General features: G+C 65.1%; 9 protein-coding genes. 1 reads left to right on the top strand and 8 read right to left on the bottom strand.

Features of this window, described 5'->3' with window-relative positions; genetic code table 11:
- Window positions 1-4 precede the first annotated feature (4 nt).
- The 4 genes from A9971_RS27000 to A9971_RS26985 form a co-directional block, all read right to left on the bottom strand.
- Window positions 5-9,016 carry a TcdA/TcdB pore-forming domain-containing protein gene (locus A9971_RS27000; RefSeq protein WP_183000188.1) on the bottom strand — a complete coding sequence of 3,004 codons (9,012 nt, stop codon included), beginning with the start codon at window positions 9,014-9,016 and terminating at the stop codon, window positions 5-7.
- Between the two features lie 121 nt (window positions 9,017-9,137).
- On the bottom strand, window positions 9,138-11,297 hold the full coding sequence (locus A9971_RS26995) for a type I secretion system permease/ATPase (RefSeq protein ID WP_183000187.1): 2,160 nt from the start codon (window positions 11,295-11,297) through the stop codon (window positions 9,138-9,140).
- 2 nt (window positions 11,298-11,299) lie between these two features.
- Entirely contained in the window at window positions 11,300-12,688 is a 1,389-nt protein-coding gene (locus A9971_RS26990) for an HlyD family type I secretion periplasmic adaptor subunit (RefSeq protein ID WP_072441861.1), read from the bottom strand.
- Window positions 12,685-14,826 carry a type I secretion system permease/ATPase gene (locus A9971_RS26985; RefSeq protein ID WP_183000186.1) on the bottom strand — a complete coding sequence of 714 codons (2,142 nt, stop codon included), beginning with the start codon at window positions 14,824-14,826 and terminating at the stop codon, window positions 12,685-12,687. The genes A9971_RS26990 and A9971_RS26985 overlap by 4 nt, the downstream gene beginning before the upstream one ends.
- Window positions 14,827-15,321: 495 nt before the next feature.
- Here A9971_RS26985 and A9971_RS26980 point away from each other — a divergent pair, with 495 nt between their 5' ends.
- Complete coding sequence (locus tag A9971_RS26980; RefSeq protein WP_041118176.1) at window positions 15,322-16,089, top strand: ABC transporter substrate-binding protein; 768 nt, start codon at window positions 15,322-15,324, stop codon at window positions 16,087-16,089.
- Window positions 16,090-16,158: 69 nt separating this feature from the next.
- Here A9971_RS26980 and pelG read toward each other — a convergent pair whose 3' ends face one another.
- Genes pelG through A9971_RS26960 form a run of 4 tightly spaced genes read right to left on the bottom strand, consistent with a single transcriptional unit; the run spans window position 16,159 to window position 21,396 of the window.
- Entirely contained in the window at window positions 16,159-17,529 is a 1,371-nt protein-coding gene (pelG, locus tag A9971_RS26975) for an exopolysaccharide Pel transporter PelG (protein ID WP_011061266.1), read from the bottom strand.
- Complete coding sequence (gene pelF, locus A9971_RS26970) at window positions 17,530-19,062, bottom strand: GT4 family glycosyltransferase PelF (protein ID WP_041118175.1); 1,533 nt, start codon at window positions 19,060-19,062, stop codon at window positions 17,530-17,532.
- Window positions 19,059-20,048 (bottom strand): HEAT repeat domain-containing protein, encoded by a 990-nt coding sequence (locus tag A9971_RS26965; protein WP_011061264.1) that lies wholly within the window; start codon window positions 20,046-20,048, stop codon window positions 19,059-19,061. Before A9971_RS26965 ends, pelF begins: the two co-directional genes overlap by 4 nt.
- On the bottom strand, window positions 20,026-21,396 hold the full coding sequence (locus A9971_RS26960) for a PelD GGDEF domain-containing protein (protein WP_015635591.1): 1,371 nt from the start codon (window positions 21,394-21,396) through the stop codon (window positions 20,026-20,028). Before A9971_RS26960 ends, A9971_RS26965 begins: the two co-directional genes overlap by 23 nt.
- Window positions 21,397-21,400: the final 4 nt, after the last annotated feature.

Raw genomic sequence — 21,400 nt, 5'->3', positions numbered from 1 at the left:
GAGGTCAGGTCAGTGAAGGCACCAGCACCGCCTGCGCGGCCTGATGGTTTTTCGGCAGTTGTTCGCGAGCACCGCCGGTGTCAGCGAAGGCCGCCATGGCCCCGCTGAGTTTTGCCAGGCTGGGGCCCCGACCATCCGCCGCCGAGTCCGGCACATCCGCCGCCGAGCTCAGAGCGTTCGCCGCCGGCAGCGTCTCGCGCTGGCTCCAGGCCAGTTCGAACACGCTGTCCCCGGCCGATCCGCTCGGACCAAAGCCCTTGAGCAGTTGCTCGACGCTGAGCATCGACGAGTCGCCTTTGAGCTCGATCAGCAAATGCCCATGGGCGGCCGCCTGGCTGCCCAGCACCTGGCGCAGCACCAGGGCGGTGCCATTGCCCGTGTCGGTCAGTTGCACATCCTCGCCCCGACGGCTGACGAGGATATTCTTGCCATCGGCCACTGGCAGGATCACCCGATCCAGGGCCAGGCCCGGATCATCGTTGTCGATGACCACCGAACGGTAATGCGCCCACATCGCCGGGCTGAAACGATAGGTGTCATCCCCGGCGCCGCCGTGCAGCACCACGCTGTCGACCCCGGCAATCAACGGCGGCGCCAGGTCATCCTGAGGAGCATTGCCGCTGGCTCCCTGAAGCAGCAGCGAGGAGCCGATGCGCTCGACATTTGCGTAATGGCCCAGCTGCAGCGCCTTGCCGTCCTTGACCTGATACAGCGCCTGCGCCGTCGGGCTGTAGACATAGGCCGAGTTCGGCGTCCCGGCAGCGACGCCGATAAAGCGCAAGTCGCTGCCACCCGGGATGCCGTTGCTGGCGAACATCTGCCCACTGGCAATATCGAACCAGCCGCGGGTGTCGCCGTCCTGCAAGCTCAACACGCCTTTGGCGCGCCACTGGCCAGCCACGGTTGCCAGGGCCTGGGGCAGATTGCCCAGATGTGCCTGCTGCCAGCCTTTGTCCACGGCCACCAGTTGCACATCGCCGTTGTTGCTGCGCAGCAGCACTTCGCCTTGCACCGTGGTCAGGCGCAACCCGGCATCGACCTGGACTGCCGAACGCAGCGGCTGCTTGGGCATCCAGTCAATGGCGGCCGGCAATTGCGCCGAGGCCTCAAGCACCTCGTCTTTGCCAAACGCGGTGGCCAGTGCTTGCGCTGTCAGCGGCGGCTGCAGATAGAGCTTGCCGCTCTCGGGCTCGAACAGCCGGGCACTGACGCTGGCACTGTCGAAGCCGAGAAACTGCAGCGGCTTGCCTTGCAGCGCGGACGATGCCACGACCACCTGACCGTTGTGGTACCACACCGGCAACGCACTCTTGCCGTCGGCGGCCTTGACCCCGAATACCGCCAGGGTGGCATTGCTGCCGGCGACCTCGGCGAGGTTCTTCCACCAGTTACTGTGGGCCTTGAGCCAATGCTCGTTGACCGCCTCATAGCTCAGCCGTCCCGTCGCCTCGATCCGGGCCATGCGCCCGTCGTTGGTCACGGCCAGCAGATGGCCATTGAGATTGAGCACATTGGCCAGGGGCGGCGTGCTCAGCCGCAAGGCGCTTGGCTGGCCGGCGTCGAGCACCTTCTGCCCCGGCCCTTCCTGGCGGAACAGCACCTGCTGCGCCTTGCTGTAGAAATAAAACACTTCCTGGCCACCGGGCTGCGCCTGGCTGCCCGCCAACACCAGGTCGGCCGGAATCTGCCAGGCGCTTTGCGCCTGCCCCGGGGCATCGGCGCGCGGCGCCTGCCCGGCCGGTGGAGCCAGGTTCGGCTTGATCACGATGCCGTCGCTGCTGCGCACCCAGTAGCGGTGCGCGACTTTGGCGTTGTCCAGGCCAAACACCGTGATCAGCTCTGCCGCAGTCGGCTCCAGCACGGGCGCGCCCAGGCTGTACACCGGGGTGTCGCGCTGGGTGGCCTGAGTCTCGTAGCCCTTGAGCAGGGTATTGAGCAGGGTCTTGGCGTCCTTGCCATGCTGGCTGTTGCTTGCCGACAGTTGCAGCAACGACTCATCGCCGACCACCCCCACCAGCTCCATGCGGTCACCGAGGATACGGAAGCTCAGTTCGGCTTCCCGCTCCTTGAGCTGATAACGACGGGCCAGATACACCGCATCGCCCTCTTGCCAGAACCGGCTGATCTGGCCGGCGCTCTGGTTGAACGCAGGGGCGAACTGCGCATCGACCTTGCCGCTGGCAATATCGACCCGCCACGCGGCGGCGTTCTCGGCATCGACGAAGTAGGCATGCTCGCCGATGACCGCCCCCAACTGGGCGTTGCGCGCCTGTTGCACATCGGTGTCGGTGAATAGCATGCGGTCCTTGGCAACGTCGTAGTACGCCCGACCGACATTGCGCTCACCGTGCTTGTAGTTCTCCACCACCACGTATTGGCCGTGCAACTGATGGGCCTGGGCCAGCTCCTTGAGGTGCTGTTCGATGCGCAGCCCGGACACCTGCCATTGGCTGGCGTCTTCCTTCACCACGTAGGTGGTCTGGCCGGCAAAATCGGCTGCCCGTACTTCGCCCTTGGCGTTGACCAGCAGCACCTGCCCGCTCTGGGCCGGATCGAGCCTGACCTTGACCCCGCCCACCAGCAAGTGGTCCTTCGCCACGGTGATGCTGTCGCTCTCAAGCTGGCTGCTGTCGATGATCCAGCGTGACGGCTGACGACCGGCCTGGTTACTGAGCCTGACCTCGGTGCCTTCGTTGAGGCCGATCAGGTATTCGCCGCCTGCGCCCTGGATGTCGTAGCGCAGGTAGCCGTACAGCTCCTTGGGCAGTTGCGGCACCACCAATTGCCGGTTGTGCCCATCGAGCAGCACTTCTACCGGCGTCTCGACGTACTCCTGGTGAATCCGCCGGATCGTCTCCTCGCTCGGGAAGATGTAGAAGTCGTAGTCGAAGCGCCGGTCCTGCTCGAGCTTGCGAATCACATCGAAACCCGTGTCATGCCGGGTGGTGGCCCCCGGCAGGATCATGTACTCGTAGCTGATGTAGGACTTGGGCGTGCCCGGCAGGATCACCGTCCTGCTGTCGCCGTGGTCGAGTCTGGGCGGCTTGGCGCCGTGGCCAATGCCGCTGCGCACCTCGATCGCCTGGGCGCGGTCGTGGATCATCCGCGGAAAGTCCCCGACCCAGAAGAAGTAGTTGATCGCCCCGGAACCGGTGGAGCCGTGGTGAGTGCGGTAAATGTACTGGCTGTCGAAACCTACCTCGTTCGAGCGCAGGTCGAGGCGCTTGACCACCGCCCCGGCCAGGGGCACCAGCACCTGCTGTTTCTCGTCATAACGGTAGCCGTTGCCTTGGTAGGCCTTGTCCAGGGTGTCGAAGTAACGTCCCACCGCCTTGGCATCTTCGGCCACCGCTCCAAAGGCCTGGGCCAGTGCCGTGAAGCCTACCGCCAGGCCACCGAGGATCACCCCCGCGCCGCCCAGCACCGCCGCCGTTGTCGAAGCGCCGATCAGCCCGGCACCGATACCCGCCGCGCCACTGACAAAACTCGCCGAATCGAACGCCAGCTGGGTGCCGAATACGGCTTTCTGCACATCGTTCTCGGCATGGGCCAGCTCATAGGCATCCAGGCCGACCATGGCCCCGCCAAACAGCACGCCTGCGCCCTCGTTGACCGTGTGCCCCAGGGTCGAGGCAAAGTCCTTGAGCGAGGACTCGGCGGCCAGGGCTTCGCCGCGCAACGCGGTTTGCACCAGTTGGGTGATGTTGGCCACATCTTGCACCGTGCCATGGCCGATCTGCGCCAGGCCCAGGTAGCTATGGATCTTCAGGGCGGTGGCCAGGTCCGGTGAAACCACGCCCTGGGCCGCATCCTTGCGGTTCTTGTCGGCAAACCACTGGATCAGCGTCTGGACCGCAAAGCCGGCGTTCAGGCCGTCCACATGCGCCACTTCGCCGACCCCGCCGCGGGGCCGGATCTGCCCATGCTCCAGGGTGAAGTGCTCGTTGAGCACGCTCATGTGCTCATCGACGAAACGACGGAATTCGACAAAGGTGCCATCGTCGGTGCTCAGCCAGCGGGTCTGATCGGGCTGCTCGCGGTTGATGAACTGCACCCGATAGCCGCCCTCCGGCTGTGGCTCGGTGTTGGCGATGATCGGTATCCACTGGCTGCTCAGTTGGTGCTCCCGGGCCAGCCGGGTGCTGGCGGCGTCGAAGCGCGCGCCCCATTGCTCGGCGTCGAAAGTAGTCAGCGCCGCGCCCAGGCGCAGGTCCTGGCTGACGCGCTGCTGGGCACCCACCGCCTGCTCCACCTGGCGGCGTTGGCCGATGACACCGGCCAACTCCTCGGGACGGGACAGATCGGCAACGTTCAGCCCGCTGCCCACCGGCACCTCGGCCATCTTGTGGGTGTCGATCTCGACCAGGTTGAAGGCCGGCTGCGACTGGCTGCCGAACGAGCCGTAGTGCGCCGCCAGTTTTCGGCGCACCAGGTGCTGCTCCATGGCCTTGGCCAGGCCCTTGCTGGAGTCGAAAGCGAAGATCCCCACGTTCGGGTCATAGAAGTAGTAGCGACGGCCTTCGGGGCCCTGGGTACTGCCCACCATCATCGAGTGGTTCTGGGTGTTGAGGGCAAACATCGAGTCGCTGCTGCCGTTGGCCAACCGTGCCACCACGTCGGACAACTGGAACTGCCCCAGCGCCTTGGAGGCCTGGACCGCGTCGACATTGGAATGCAGCCGGATCAGGCTGTTCTTGAGCAAGGTCGAGCTGCCCGCCTGGGGATCGGCCGAGGCCAGGAACAGCTTCTGCACCAGGCTGTTGACCCCCGCCTCACCGCCCCTGGCCAGGGCGACGGCCATGGCCCTGACCAGCGGGTAGCAGCGGCCTCCGGAGCGGTCCCCCACCAGCGACAGGTAGAAGTCCTGGGGCGCCAACTGGCCGAAGACACTGCCGGCGCCCCGGAAGTCTTCACTGAGAGTCGCGGTCTGGCGCAGCACCTTGTCGATGTATTCGGCCTGGCTGGTCTCACTGATGCGGGCACTCAGGGCGCCACGCTGCCCAGGCGTGAGCTGGCCGTCGAGAAACAGGCGCTTCATCTCCAGGGCCGACTTCTTGTCGTCCAGCCCGGGGATCTTGATCTCGCGAAAATCCCGCACACCGTCACTGAATGCCGTGCCCCGGGCCCCGCGCTGATAGGCCTCGGCAATGGCGTAGCGCTCGCCCACGCTGGTGCTGCGCTCATCGCCCCCACCCTGGATCGCCGTGTCGTCGGTGCGCACCACCGCAGCAGTGCCCTGCTTGGCCTGGATCTGCTGCCAGAGCCAGGTCTTTTCCACCGAAGCGGCCTCACGCAACACCGGTTCGTACTGCGCCCGGTAGAAATCCTGGGTGAGGTTGAGCTGCTTGATCTGCTGGTCGATCAGGCTCTTGTCGCTGGCCCCGCGCCGATGCTCCTGGAGTTGATAACGCTGGTTGCCGAGCTGTTCGATGTCGGCGCTGACCTTGGCCTGGACCGCATCGCGCAGCCGATTCCAGGCGGCAATGGCCGGGTGCTCGGGAGAAAAGTCGCCGCCGCTGTAGACGCCATCGGCCACCCCTTCAGTGGACACGCCGAACTGGGTCGCCACCTTCTTCAGGTTCTGGTGCACCTGTTCGCGGTACTCGGCGAACTGGGTCCGGTTGCGTTCCTGCACCTGGCTGTCGGCGGTCTGGATGGAAAGAGGCTCTGCACCCTCGCGCAACTTCGGCCAGACCATCTGCCCTTCGCGCTGGTACTCCTGGCGCTGGAACACCAACTGCCACTGGCCGTCGACGACCTGCATGTACGCCGCAGCCAGGCCCTCGGCGGTGCCGGCCACCTGGTAGTCCTTGTAGTCGACCGCCATCACCACGTTGTCGTACAGCAGCGAACTGTTGACCCGACCGTCGTGATAGACCCGATAGGTAGTGGCGTCCAGGCTGGTCACCACCAGCGAGCAGCCCGACAAGGTGCCGGTAAAAAGGAAGCTGCCCGCGCGCGCCTGCTTGGGAATGTCCACATAGGCCGGCGCGGCGTTCGCCTGGTTCGGCCCGTTGTAGCCGAGGAAATACGCCGGCACGCTGTCCGGGCTCCCGCTCACGGAGTTGGCGCTGTGCTCGGTGTATTCGAGCTCATACAGCCTGGGCGCGACTTCCACCAACTGCACGTTGCCCTGGGCCGGCAAGCGCCCCGCCTTGACCAGGGCCTCGGCACTGAGGGTGTGGGTCTGGGCGAACTGCACCGGGTCGGCGGCAAACTGGTGAATGTCGGCACTGCCCTGGCGCGGTTCGAAGCCGGCTCCGAGCGACGCCAGGCCCGTCTTGAGTTGCCGGTCCTTGGCGGCCTGCCCCAACAGCGCGGGCAGCGGCCCCAGGTCGGTGAAGCGCGGTGGATGGAACTCCTCGCTCGGCGCCAGGCCTTGATTGACGATGGGCAGGACCCGGGCCATCACGGCGTCGTACAGCTCCCCATGCAAAGCCTCCCGGCGCCCTTCGGCACGGTAGCGGTCGAAGGTCTGCAGCAGGTCCTTGCCGATGCTGTCCGGCCCCTGGGGTTCATAACGGGCGGCGACATACAGGGTTTCGAAGAACGAGTGGTAGCCGTTGCGGATCATGAAGGCCGCGTTGGCCATCTGGAACTGCCAGTACTGCTTGATGCTCGGCGCGCTACCGAACAACTCCGGCAAGGCATTGCTGACGGTCTGGGTGGTCCCGGAAATGCCCCCCACGAACGGGGTGTCCAGGTCGCTCATGTAGCGTGTGGCTTCATTGTTCGGATCGGGGCGGAACTGGCTGTAGCTGCGGTACTTGTCGTCCTGGATCAGCAGCGCGGCATCGGTCCGGGCCTGCTCCGGGTGGGTATTGAGGATCAGGTAGGGGTCGGGCTGGTTCAGCCGGTTGTTGATCATGACCTTGTCGGCGCCGGTTTTTGGCGTCAGCGCGGCATGGGCATTGACCGGCACCGCGGCCTTGGAAAAACTGTCGGCCACGGGGCGCAGGGCATGGAACAACGCCTGCTTGCGCAGGCTGCGGCCCTGGTCGCCGGACAACAGCGCCTCGACCGTCGGCCGCAACGCGACGTCGGCCGGCGCCAGGCCCTGGGGGCCGCTCAACAACAGGTTCAGCAGTTTGCTGTCCAGGCCGCGCTCCACCGCCACCTGATCGAAAACATGCACCTTCGGGTTGCCTGGATGCTGCCCGGCGTTGGCGCTGGCCACTCGCTGTGTTTCCATCTCGATCGCCTGGGCACGCCACTGTTCATACAGCGGTGCCAGCAGCAATTTGGCCTGGGCAATGTCGCTCTGCAGATAACCGCCTTGCAGGACTTTGCTCAGCGCCTGGTTCTTCACCAGGTTCTGCCCCAGGCCGAACAGCAGATCATCGTTGTCGTGGCTTTGCCAGACCGACGCGGCGAAGGCCTGTTCCCACAGCACCTTGTTCAGGTTGTTGCCCTTGATATCCCGCAGGCTCGGGCGGCTGTGTTGCGTCAGCAGCACCCCGGCCGGGGTGATGTGGTTGCGTTCGAGCAGGCGCGTCAGCTGTTGCACGAAGGTGGCGCGCTCGCTGCTGCCTTCAAACAGCCGGCTGGCCTTGAAGCCCTCACCGCGCAGTTGTTCCAGGCGCTCGAAAAACGCCGCGTTGTATTGATACAGGGTCTCGGTCTGGGCCTTGCTCAGGTGGCTGCTGCTGACCTTGTCGCCCTCGACGGTCATCAGGGCAAAAGGCGTCGCCGAACGGTAAGCGTCACCCTGGGGCATTTCCAGCAGGTACTGATGCTCGGCAAAGCCGACCGAGCGCTCCAGCTCATGAATATTGACGAACAGGCCGTCGCGGTCCGGGTGGTAGCTGTTCTGCCGATAGTCTTCGACGCCCAGGGTCTGGAAGCTGGTGATGTCCGCGTTCTGGTTGATCAGTTCGCTCAAGGCGCCAGCCAGGGGCACTTCACGGGCCACGCTGGTGCCGGGCGACTGGCCCGAGACCTGGATGCCGACCTGGTTGGGCACTTTGCGATCGACACCGGTCAACAGCAGCTTGCGGCCGTTGCTCAACACCTGGGCCTTGAAGCCTTCGCGCAGGGAGCTTTCCGACACCAGGTGGTTGGCGAAGTACTGCTCGACGAACCCGGTCTTGACCAGCACCGAGCGAATCGGTGCATAGGTCGGCGAGCGCATGGACGGTGGCTCGCTCTTGAGCCGGTACTGTTGCTGCCAGGCCAGGGAACGGGCGGCGGTGCCAAAGGAGAAATTCAGCACGCCGTCGGTGGGCACCACCAGCCGGCCGTGCTCCAGGTAGAAGTCCTTGAAGCGGCCATCGGTGCTGGCATTGACCAGCGCCACGTTCATGCGGATGTAGCCCGGGCGCTCCTCCATCATCAGCAGTGAAAGGTTCACCGGCAGCTCGTCGGAGGCCCGGGGCGCCTTGGCCAGTGCGTCCAGGCTCGCGGCCTGCTGCTGCGGGGCGGCCTTGAGCCAGGCGTTGTAGCGGGTACTCACCTCCTTGTAGGCCTGCAGCTCGGAGAACAGGGTCACGTAGGTCTGGCTGAAGGTGGAGTCGGCCACCTGCAGGCTCAGGTGCTTCTCCAGGCGGTTGATCCGGCCCTTGAGCTCTTTCTGCTTGGCCGGCGCATCGGCTTGCAGGACCTCGGCCTTGGCGCCACCGGGACTGAGCAGCCGCAGGGCCTTGCTCCAGGTGCTGTCATAGTGGCTGATCGCCGTGTCCTGACGGCTGTACAACAGGATGTCACGGTCCAATTGCTGCTTGTAGGCAATGGTGGCCGGCGTGTCGGCGATGGCCTTCATTTCTTTGCGGCGTTGTTGCAGCACCTGCAACTGGTCGCCCACCGAGACCGGGTTGTCCTGCATCTGGTAGTGCTGGGCGGCCAGCACGCTCAGGGTGCTCTGCTGCATTTCCAGCAGGCGCTCGCCGACCTGGCCGATGTACGCGGCACGCTCGTCGGCGCTCATGTTGAACCATTCGGTTTGCCGCCCTGCCGTCTTGATCTGTTGGTCGATCAGGGTATTGAGCAGGCGCGTGAAGTCCTTGGACATAAAAGCCATTGCAATGATCCTTTGTCTGTTTTGAGCCAAGCCCTGCGTCTCGCGAAGGGCTGCCTATGGGTATGGAACTGCGGGGTGGGGAGACATGACGGGTGGGCGAGTCCTCCTGCCGTCGGTGGGGTCAATCCTTCATCTGCAGCGCCCACTGCCGGGCATACAACCCGTCCAGGGCGAGCAGCTGTTGGTGTGTGCCTTGTTCGAGCACCCGGCCCTGATCGATGACCAGAATCCGGTCCGCATGGCGCAGGGTGTTGAGGCGATGGGCGACGCTGATCACCGTGCGGCCGCGGACGATGCCCTGCAGGTTGGCCATCACCGCCGCTTCCGACTCGTAGTCCAGGGCACTGGTGGCTTCGTCCAGCAACAGGATGCCGGGGTTGGTCAGCAGGGCCCGGGCCAGGGCAATGCGTTGACGCTGGCCGCCGGAGAGCTGGCCGCCCCGCTCGCCCACCTCGGTTTCGTAGCCCTGGGCCAGGGCCTCGATAAAGGGCGCCGCCCCGGCCAGACTGGCGGCCTGCCGCACCTCGGCGTCGCTGGCCTGAGGCCGGCACAGGCGGATGTTCTCGGCAACGCTGCCGGCGAACAGCACGCTTTCCTGGAGCACCACGCTCATGTTGCGGCGCAGGGCCACCGGATCGGCGATGGCCAGGTCGATGCCGTCCACCAGCACCCGGCCGTGCTGGGGCACATAGAGGCGCTGCAGCAGGCGGGTCAGGGTCGATTTGCCGGAGCCGGAAGGCCCGGTGATGCCGACGAACTCGCCCGGCTGGATCTCCAGATCCAGCTGGCGCAGCACCTCCTGGCCGTCTTCCTCGTAGCGAAAACGCACCCCCTGGAAGCTCACCCCGCCCTGCAACGCTGGCACCGAGGCCAGGCCGCCGCTGCCGCTTTCACAGTCGCTGTCGAGGATGTCCCCCAGGCGGCGCAGGGAAATCAGCGTGTGCTGGAAGTCCTGCCAGACCTGGGCCAGGCGCAGGATCGGCTCCACCACATGCCCGGCCAGCATGTTGAAGGCCACCAGTTGGCCGGGGCTCAATTGGCCGTCCAGCACCAGCATCACGCCCCACCACAGCAACAGCGCTGCGGTCAGCTTCTGGATCAGGCCGATGCCCTGCCCGGCCCAGATCCCGACGATGCGGGTGTGGAACGCCGCACGCACATAAGCCGCCAGCTGGCGCTGCCACTGCTGCTGGAAGGCGCTTTCGATGGCCCCGGTCTTGATGGTCTCGATGCCGGTCACGGTCTCGGTGAGAAACGCCGTGTTGGCCGCATTCAACTCGTATTCGCGCAAGGCCCGGCTGCGCAGCAAGGGGCCCACGCACAGCCAGAAGAGGAAATACAGGGCCAGGGAGCCCACCACCACCCAGGTCAGCAGCGGTGCGTAGCTGTACATCACGGCGATGAACAAGCCGCAGAACGCCAGGTCCAGCACCAGGGTCAAGGCCGAGCCGGTAAGAAACTGGCGGATCTGTTGCATCTCACCGACCCGGGCGATGATCTCGCCGCTCTGGCGCCGCTGGAAATAACCCAGCGGCAACTGGATCAGATGCTGGTACAGGCGCGCGGACAGCTCGGCGTTGATCTTGCTCGCCACATTGCTGAACAGCCAGGACCGCAAGAGGCCGAACAAGGGTTCGAACAGCGCCAGGGCCAGCATGGCGATCCCCAGCACTTGCAGGCTCGACAGGCCGCGACTGACCAGGACCCGGTCGATGATGTTCTCGAACAGCAGCGGCGTGACCAGCGCTACGCCTTGCAGCATCAGCGACACCAGCAGCACGCTGCGAAACTGGCGCCCATGCTTGAGGATCGACGGCAGGAACCAGGAGACGCCGAAACCACCCGTCTTCAGCTGCACATGCCGCTCGGCCAGCAGCAACACCTCTCCCCGTCCCTGATCATGGCCTTGCCAGAGCGTCGCCAGCTCCTGGCGCGACAGGGTCTGGCATTGCCCCTGCAGCGGCCAGAACACCCGGACCCGGTCGCCCTCCACCGCGTCCAGCACCGCCCAGCCCCGAGTGGTGTCCAGCAGCGCCGGCAGCGGCAGGTGATGCAAGCGCTGCACCCGGCTCTGCACTGCCCGTGCGCGCAGGCCGATCCAGCCGGCGCAGCGCCGCAGGTCAAGGCTGTCGGCCGCTCCTTCAACCCGCCCCAGGCGGTGAGTCAGTTGCGCCACGCTGATGCTCAGGTCGAAGCGCCGGGCGGCCCAGGCCAGGGCGTGCAGGCCGGTGTCGAGCATTGTCGGTGAGGGTTCAGAAGCGGCATCGAAAGCGCGGGTCATGTTCAACGCTCCCGCAACGCTTCGGACTGATACTCGCGAATCGGGCTCAGCAGGTAATTGATCACCCGCCGCTCGCCGGTGCGAATCTCGCCGGTCACGCTCATCCCCGCCTGCAAGGGCATCCAGCCCTGCCCTGCGGCAATGGCCGCACGCTCCAGGCGAATCCGCGTGGGGAACACCAGCCCCAGCTGTTCGTCCTTGATGGCGTCACCGGAGACATGGGCCACGGTGCCGCGCAAGGTGCCGTAGCGGGTATAGGGAAACGCATCCACCTTGATCTCCACGGGCTGGCCGGCCCTGACGAAACCGACGTCCTTGTTCAGCACCATGACCTCGGCATCCAGCTCGGCGCCCTCGGGCACGATCACCAGTAACTGCTGCGCCGCTTGCACGGCGCCGCCCAGGGTATGCACCGCTAGCTGCTGGACCACGCCGTCCACCGGCGCCAGCAGGGTTTGCAGGCGCTGCCGGTCGCGGCCACGGATCAGTTGCTGCTCGAGCACGGCGATCTCCTGTTGGCTGCGGTTGAGCAATTCATGCTGTTCGCGCTGGGTCCTGGCCAGGAAGCTGTCGCGCTGCTCCCGACGGTTCTGCGCCTGGGCCTTGAGCACCTGCAGTTCGGCCTGCTGCTGGGCCAGCGAACGCTCGACGTCCAGTTGCTCCTTTTCCTGCTCAAGCAATTCCACCAGGGGCATCAGTTGTTCGGCGGCCATCGCCCGGCGTGCATGGAGCCGTTTGCGCACATTGCTGGCCAGCTTGCCCAAGGCGCTGATCTCGCTGCCCCGAGCCCTTTGATTGGCCTGGTTGATGGCGATTTCGGCGTTGAGGCTGTCCAGGTTGGCGCTGATTTCCTTCCAGGTACTGAGCAGTTGCTCCCGGGCCGCCGCGACCTGCTGTGCATCCAGGCCAGCAGGCGTCTGGTAGCTGTGCAGGGGGTCCGGGGTCAGCAGTGCACGGGCCCGGGCCAGTTCCAGACGCTTGAAGTCCAGTTGCGTGCGCAACTCGCTCAACTCGGCGTCGATGCCGATCGGGTTCAGCGCCACCAGCACCTCGCCGGCCTTGACCCGCTGCCCGTCACGCACATGGATGGCGCGAACTTCACCCGCCTCGTGCGCCTGGATCACCTTGGTGTAGCTGGAGACCATGAGGCGCCCGGCGGCACTGGCATGAATGTCGAGAAAGCCGAGGATCGCCCAGCCCAGGGCCAGCAGGATCGCCAGGATCAGCAGCAGTGCCGTGCCACGTGCCCAGGGCGCGGGTGGCCGCTCGACAATTTCCAGGTAGCCGGGTTGGAACTCGTATTCGTCGCGGCTGCGCTTGAGCAGCGTCCGCGCGTCACCCAGGCGCTGCCAGGCGCGGCGTAAGCGAGACAACAGTGCACCGGACCTCATGACGCCTCCTTGCACAGCGCCTGTTGCAGCGCCCACAGGCGCGAGTAGCAACCGCCGTTGGCCAAGAGTTGCTGGTGGCTGCCCGATTCACTGATGCGCCCCTGTTCCAGGGCGATGATGCGTTGGCAATGCCGTACCGCAGACAGGCGATGGGCAATGATGATCACCGTGCGTCCCTGGGCGATGCTCGCCATGTTGTCCTGGATCAGCGCCTGGGATTCGTCATCCAGGGCGCTGGTGGCTTCGTCGAAAATCAGGATGCGCGGGTCGCCCATCAGTGCCCGGGCTATGGCGATGCGTTGCCGCTGGCCGCCGGACAAGGAGCTGCCGGCTTCGGCCAGCACCGTGTCGTAGCCCAGGGGCAGGCGCAGGATGAAATCATGGGCACCGGCCAGGCGCGCCGCGGCGATCACGCTTTCCAGGGAGGCGGTGGGATGGCGCAGGGCGATGTTGTGGCGCACGCTGCGGTTGAACAGGTAGTTTTCCTGGAGCACCACGCCAATCTGGCTGCGCAACCAGGCCGGCTGCAACTGATCCAGGGGCAAGCCGTCGATCAGGATGCGCCCGCCATCGGGGGTGTAGAGTTTCTGCAGCAAGCGGGTCAGCGTGCTCTTGCCGGACCCGGACGGCCCGACGATGCCCAGGGTCTGCCCCGCGGCGATCTGCAAGTCCAGGCCGCGCAGCACCCACTCAAGTTCCGGGCGGTAGCGGAACACCAACTGTTCGATGCGCACTTCGCCACGCAATGCCTGGGTCGGGCGCAGATCCCCCTCGGCCTGCTCCACCGGCAGATTGAGCATGTCGCCCAGCTTGTCCACCGATACCCGCACCCGGACGAACTGCTGCCAGACCTCGATCAGTTTGGCCACGGGCTGGCTGACGTGGGACAGCATCATGTTGAAGGCAATCAACTGGCCGATGCTCATCTGCAGGTCGATGACCCGGCTAGCGCCCCAGCAGATCACCGCCACCGCGGTGACTTTCTGCAACAGCATCACGGTCTGGCTGATGGCGCTGCCCAGGGTCTGGCTGGCAAACCCGGCCTCGACCATCTGCGCCGTCTGCGACTCCCAGCGACGCTGCATGCGCGGCTCCACCGCCAGGCTCTTGATGGTTTCGCTGCTGCTGACGCTTTCATTGAGAAAGGCGGTGTTGCGCGCCGCACTGTAGAACTGGCGCTCGATGCGTTTCTCCAGCGGGCCGGTGCTGAACCAGGCCAGCAGCGCATACAGGGGCAGGGTCAGCAGCACCAGCAGGGTCAACGGCCAGGAAATCCAGGCCATGACCGCAAAAAACACCAGGGTGAAGGCCACGTCGACACACAGGGTCAGCAGCGAGCCGGTGAGGAACTCGCGGATGCTGTCCAGCTCCTGGACCCGGGTGATGATCGCCCCCACCTGGCGTTGCTTGAAGTACAGCAGCGGCAGGCCCAGCAGATGGCGCAAGAGCTTGACCCCAAGGCCGATGTCGATGCGGTTGGCGGTGTGCGCCGCCAGGTATTCGCGCAAGCCCTTGAGCAGCACCTCGAACAGGCCCACCACCACCAGGGTCATCACCAGCACGTCGAGGGTCGACAGCGCCCGGTGCACCATGACCTTGTCCATCACCGCCTGGAAGAACAACGGCGTCGCCAGGGCCAGCACCTGCAGCAACAGCGAGCACAGCAGCACTTCGCCGAGTATCCGCCGATGGCGTAGCAGCTCCGGTACGAACCAGGACAGATCGAAGCGCAAACCGCTCTGGCGCAAGCGAATCACCTCCCCGCTCCACTGCTCGGCCAACTGCTGGCGATCGAGCATGTCCGGGGTCGGCATTGAAGGTCGCTGCACCAGCGCCTGGGTGTCCGAGAGCCGCGCCAGCAGCATGAATTCGCCGCTCTGGTTGCGCCAGGCAAGGGGCAGCATCTTCGGGGTCAGTCGGGTCAGCGCCAGGCGTTCCAGGCGCAGATCGACACCGGCGTTGCGTGCATAGTCCCTGACCGCCTGGCGCAGGTCCCGCGAAGGGTCAGGGTCCAGGGATTGCGGGGCCGCGGCTTGCGGTACGTGCTCCTGGGTCAGTTGCAGCAGCAGATGGCAGCAGGCCAAGGCTGAGTGAACGGCCGTATCGGCCGCGGATGATGGGGCAGACAGCGCTGTCATAGCGGAACATCCGCTGAGGACAGGCTGCGGGTTGTTGCAGTATTGACTGGCATAGACCGCTCGTTTCTTGCTCCAGGGAGCATGGAGGCACGAACGCAGTCTGAGTCAGCCAATTACGAATGATAATCAGCAGTTTGATTGAAGCGTTTTAACTAAAACTTAAGGCTGTCCCGTAAAACCCCTGCATGCGCATCAGGCGCATGCGCAGAGCCTGGCCCCCTGGCTGGAGAGGTGGCGAGGTTACTGATACGGCGCTGCCCACGGCTGTTCAACGTGAGTATCAGCGCACCAGTCAATGCCCTCACCGGTTGTGCGCGCCCTGAACCGTGATGGCTATCAGAGGTCAAAAAATCCGTCGACCCCATCCATCTCTGCGCATAACCCTCTAATCTTGGCGGCACGCTTTGCAGGTCGTTGCGGGTTGGTCTCTGTACGTGTCGAATACGCAGCGTTAATCCGAGAGCATGAAATGCCACTGTTTGTTGAGTTACTGCCATGACTCATGTGAGTCAAACGTTGCGCCAGCGGGGGGCGCTGATCCTGACGACGCTGCTCGCTCTGATGGTCTGGGTGCCTTCAGGGTCTGGCGCAGAGTCCCCTAGCCTCGACCTGTACGTCGTCGACGCGCCGCCTTTATCGATGCTGGACCAGGCCGGCCTGCATGGCATCGTCGGCGACGCGACGCTGGAAGCGGCGACCCGCGCCGGTTATACCCTGCACTTCATAGAAGCGCCTTGGGCCCGAGCCCAGCAAAACGTGCGCAAAGGCGTCGACAAGCTGATCATTCCCCTGTCGCGCACGCCAGAAAGAGAGGCTGATTACACCTGGATCGCGCCCATCATGACCATGGATAGAGCGTTTTTCAGCCTCGATAAACGCGTCCAGAGCATGCAGCAGGCACGGGAAACCTTTGCCCGTATCGCCGTTGGCCGAGGCAGCGCCCAAGAGCAAAAACTGCGGGCAGAGGGCTTTAGCGATACCCAGATTTATCCGTTTGAGATTGGTGAGAATCCGGCGCAATTGCTGCTGATGGGGCGCGTCGATGCCTGGTTCAATGGCATTCCCGAAACGCAAGCTATCTGGCGCAAGCTGTCAAACAGGACGTTGCAGGTCAGTCCGTCCTTGATGAAGACCGATCTGTATCTGGCCTGCTCCAGACAGTGCGATGCGGTGCTCGTACGCCACTTGCAGGCGGCAGTCGAGACACTGCGCAAGGACGGCACGCTGGAGCGGATAAAAAACGCTTACCTGAAAGAGCCGTGATCCGTTCGACCCTGTACCAGGCTTGCGCTGGCGTCATGAACGCGAGCCTGGAGGGGGCCCGTGCACGCCTCAACGCGAGAGCATGAACGTCTCGTACTCCAGGTCATCCAGCGCCGTCGACAGCCGCGTCAGCCCCAGCAGCACGCAGATCAGCAGCGACAGGGTAAAGCCATAGCCGAAGAAGCTCGGCCCCAGGTGCAGGCTGAGCAGGGTCAGGGCGGCATTGAGGGCCACGAACAGAAGGCACAGCTCCAGCACGATGGCGCGTTTGTCGAGGTAGAAGAACACGTTGAGAATCGCCATGAACACCACCTGGATGCTCACCCCGATCAGGTCGATATAGAACAGCGGCAGGTAGTAGCTGGACATCCCCAGCCACTCCAGCAGGCGCGGGCCGAAGAGGAACAGCAGGACCACCGTCAGCCCCTGGACCTTGCAGATTTCCAGCAGGCCCTGGCGGATCGAGAAGGTCATCTCGGCCTTCAGCGAACCGATGTGCTGCAAGGTCTCGCCATCGCGCACGGCACGGAACAGGCGGTCGTACCATTCGGCGAAATCGGTTTCGATGCGCACCAGGAACACCGCCATCCCGGGAATGATCGCCAGGTAAGCGAGGAAGATCGGCAGGTCGTAGAGAATTGACGCGCGCATCGGCCCGATCACCTGGCTCGAAGTTTCCGGGTTGAACCAGAAGATGAACTTGTCGATCCAGATGCCCAGGTTGTAGCAAAGCCCGGTCAGCAGCAGGCTGACAAACACCTGGCGGCGGTCGAGAAAGTCGAAGGCCACCAGCTTCTCGGCCCGGTACTCGCGCAGGATGTCGTAGAGAAACAGGAACAGCAGCGTGCTGTGCCCCAGCAGCAGCGCCAGCAACAGCCCTTCCATGCCCATGTAGCGCAGGTAGAAGGCGCTGCCGACCATCAAGCCATACCCCACCAGCATCACCAGAAGGATGCGGTTATAGGCCTTCATCCCCGAGAGGAAGATGATCACCAGCCACAGGTTGCACAGCACCACGAAGTTGGCCAGGGTCAGCAGGCGGTAGATCAGCGCCTGGTCGAACAGGGTCACCAGCAGCAGGATGCCCAGCGCCCCGGAGCCCAGGGTCACCAGCAAGAGTACGCCCACCAGGTTCGGCAGGATCTGCTCGTACTTGCGCTCGAACAGGCGGTCGGACACGAAACGGGTGAAAAACAGCTGCAGGCCGCCGGTCAGGATCAGCGACGTGGCCATCAGGTAGGTGACGGTGATCAGGAACTGGCGGATCAGGACCTCCGGCACCACCAGCCCGAGGCTGATCACCCCCACCAGCATCACGCTGAGGATCGACAGCACCCAGGGCCCGGAACTGATCAGGCCGGCATAGACATAGGCGTGCAGGGTCGCCGTGTAGGAGTCGCGGGAGAGAATCTTGCGCAGTTCGAAACCGATGCCGGCCATTTACACAGCCTCCTTGTGTGCGGTGCCCATGGCCGTCTGATACAGCGCGCGATAGCGTTCGATCATCAGGGTTTCGCTGTAGTAACGGTGAACCCGCGCCAAGCCGGCGGCCTGGGCGGACTTCCAGCGCTCGGGGCTGCGCAGCAGATCGATGATCGCCTGGGACGTGGCCTGGGGATCGGCGATGGCCACCACCTCCCCGGCCAGCCCCAGATCGCGATCGGCCGCTTCGCCGCCCTCGATCAGCTCACGGCAGGAGCCCACGTCACTGCTGACCACCGGCGTGCCGGCGGCCCAGGCTTCGAGAATCACCAGGGGCTGGGCCTCGCTGATGGAGGTCAGCACCATCAGGCCCAGTTGCGGCAGGATGTCCTGGATTTTCTGGAAGCCCAGGAACAGTACCTTCTGCTCCAGCCCCAGGCTCGCCACCAGGCTGCGGCACTCGGCGACGTACTCCGGGTCTTCCTCTTCTGGTCCGACAATCCAGCCTTCGACCTCGGGCATCACGCTGACCACCCCGCGCATGGCCCGCAGGAAGGTCTTGACGTCCTTGATCGGCACCACCCGGCCGATCAGCCCGACCACCGGCGCAATGCCTTCGGCCCGGGCCTCCAGGGCCTGGGTCCAGAGCTGCAGGTCGATGCCGTTGGGGATCACCTGGGTGCGCTCGGGGGGCGCGCCGTCCTTGATCTGGCGTTGGCGGTTGCCGTCGTACAGGGCAATGATCTGGTCGGCGCTTTCATAGACCAGATGCCCGATGCGTTCGAAGAAACGCACCCAGAGCATGCGGATATAGCCGGAGCCGGAATCCATGCTGTCGTTCAGCGCCTGGTTGCTGCTTTCGGCGATCCAGCTGGCCTGGGCCAGGTCGATCTTGCGCTCTTTGGTGTAGATCCCGTGCTCGCTGAGCAGGAACTGGCAGCCCCACAACTGCTTGAGAATGCAGCCCACCAGCCCGGCGTAGCCGGTGGAAATCGAGTGCAGCACCCGGGCCCGCGGCATGTGCCGGGCGGCATTGGCCAGCATCAGCAAGGGCGACTGCATGGTGCGCAGGGTCCAGAAGTAGTTGACGAAGGACGGATCGGCGCAGTGCTGCTCGTAGCCTTCGGTCAGCGCTTCCCAGCTGGGCCGGCTGTAGAGCACGTCGTCCAGGGTGATGCGCCCCTGGGCCAGGGATGCCAGCACTTCGATGCCCAGCTCGGCGGCGGGCTTCTGCGGGTTGTGCAGGTAGCGGTACAGGTTGCTCAGCTCCTCCAGGGACGCGCTGTGGGCCTCGCGCTTGTGCCTGGGGTTGCGCCAGGCCTCTTCCAGGTACACCTCTTCGATATGCACGACGTTGGCCGGAATCTCATAGCGGCGCTGACCATAGGCTTCGCGCTGGCCGCCAATGAACAGCACCGAAAACTGCAGCTGCGGCAGGCCGAGGATCATCTGGTGGATCCAGCTGGACACGCCACCACGCACATAGGGCCAGGTGCCCTCGAGCAGCAGGCAGACATCGGCGATGGGGGTTGAGTCGGGGGTTTTCTTCATGTCCAGGTCCTTACCAGCCCGGCAAAGGGCGGACGTTGCTGCATTTGCGCCGGCAGGCTTCGCAGCAGCCCGGGAATCTCGGCATAGCGGCCGGTTTCAAAGGCGATTTCGGCGCGGAACGGCAGGACCTTGGCCGGGTCCATGCCCGCCTCCTCGGCCTGGTGCATGTGCAGGCGCGCCTTGCCGACGTCACCGCGTTCAAGGGCGATGCGCCCGGCCAGCAACAGCAGCTCGCCGCCCTCCCCCAGCTTCAGCGCCTGTTCGGCATGCTCGCCGGCCTGGCCCAGCACGTGCTGCTGCACACTGCCCTGGGCCAGGCCCAGGTAGGCCAGTTCCCAGTACCAGCGGGCCAGCGTCGCGTGCAAGGCTCCGGCCTTCTGCGGCGCCGCGCCGGGCAGTTGTTCCAGGGAGGACTGGATCCGCTGGTTGATGTCGGTTTCCTGCTTGTCGAGCATCGAATACGCCAACAGCCGCACATCGTCGCTCGGGTCACCCAGGGCCAGCTTGAGGATCGGCACCGCTTCCTTGCCCGGCATCCGCCGGGTGGCGAGCAATGCCGCCAGGCGCTGGTCGGGGTCCGGCGCATGACGCAAGACATCCTGCAGCCCGCTGTCACCGAAGGTGGGCGAATGCAGTTGAGTCTGAGCGCGAAACGGCAGGTCGGGAATGCCCACCGCCTGCCACGTCTGCGCCTCGCGCTTGCGCGGCAGGTACAGCGCCGGAAAGATCGCGGCAATCACCCCGACGGCCCCGATCAGCGGCACAAAGAACGCCAGGCTGAAGATGAACAGCGGGCTCCATGGCAACGGCCGGCGATAACGCGCCGGCAGCAGCAGCCAGACCGCCGCGGTCAGCAGGCCACAGGCGATGCCATGGGTCATTGCATACAGCAGCGCGGTCTGCAGGTCGGGCAACTGCGCCGTCAGGCTGGCCCAGCTGCCGATCTCGAAAAACAGCGCTCCGCTAAACAGCCACTTGCTGATCATTCAGGCCACACTCGTTGTACAGGAAGTTACGCAGCCCATCGCGTTGCCGGGCCGACTCCAGGTCGTAGGGCAGTACCTTGACCCCCAGGCCGGCCAGCTCCACGCTCATGCCGAAGTGTTCGTGGACCAGCTTGCCCAGGCGTGCCAGGTAGCCCTGGGCGCCCTCGGCGCTGGTCAGCGGCAACAGCACCAGCAACAGTTCGTGCCCGCGTGCATTGGCCAGGCTCAGGTGCAGGTCCAGGCCACGCTGGCTACGCTCGAACAGCCGCGCCAGTTCATCATTGGGCTGGGTCAGCTCGAAGGCATAGAGGCAACCGGACAGGCCGTGGCGCTCGACATCCACCAGTGAACGCTTGAGTTGGCGGGTGAAGTGCTGGGCATCGGCGCTCTGCAGTTGCAAAACCTGCGGGTCCGGGTGCAACAGGTCGGCGATATGTCCGGCCAGCAGGGCCAGCAGGCTGAGGGTGCGTTCCTGGAAGGCAAAGAACGGCATCTGCCGCACCGCCAGAATCGCCAGCACCTGGCCCTGGGTGTCCACCAGCGGAACACAGGCCTGCAAGGACGACACCGAGGCCTGGGCGCCGCTATCCAGCAGCTCCTCACGCACACTCACCAGCTCCTCGCGCTCCAGGCACATACGCACCAGCAGGTCCTGGCTGTCCAGGGGCCCCATGGTGCCGATCGAGGCCAAGAGGCTCAGCTGTGGCGCCGCACTGGCGCCCTGCTCCACCCGGTACAGCCCGGCCACCCGCAGCGAGCCGTACTGGCCGAGCAGGGTCAGCACCGGCTCGGCCAGCAGGCTCAGCGGGTCGCCGCCATTGGGCGCCGCACGCAGCCGATCACGCAAGCCCAGCAGGGAACTGCGCAAGCTCTGGTCGCTGCCCGCCAGGCGCTGCTCCAGGCGGTCATGGGAGACCCGCAGAATCTGGTGCGCCCGGGTGAAATCATCGAGCCGGTACTGGCGGTACTCGTTGGCCATCTGCAAGCGCAGCAAACGCCGCTCCCAGAGGTCGCGCACCTCGCCCACCAGCATGCCGCAGACCAGTACGCCGACAATGTAGGACGGCGCGACCTGGGCGTAGCTCGCCAGCCCCGAATGACGCAGGGCAAAGAACGCCGCTACCAGCAGGCTGGCACTGATCAGCCCGCGAACAAACCCGTAGCGCACCCCCAGCAGCAGCGGCGCCAGCACCGACCAGGGAAACTCGCCCTGCACCTGCAAGGGGTCCTCGGGGGCCAGCCACAGGCCGACGCCGATGACCAGGGCGGTCACCAGAAAGGTTTCCAGCCAGGACGCCGGACCGCTGGCGCGGGGCGCCAGCGCATAGTCCATGTGTGGAGAGTTCATGGCA

The sequence above is a fragment of the Pseudomonas sp. UME65 genome (assembly GCF_014170225.1).
Taxonomy (GTDB): domain Bacteria; phylum Pseudomonadota; class Gammaproteobacteria; order Pseudomonadales; family Pseudomonadaceae; genus Aquipseudomonas; species Aquipseudomonas protegens.
This window is presented reverse-complemented; position numbering and strand designations above follow the sequence as displayed.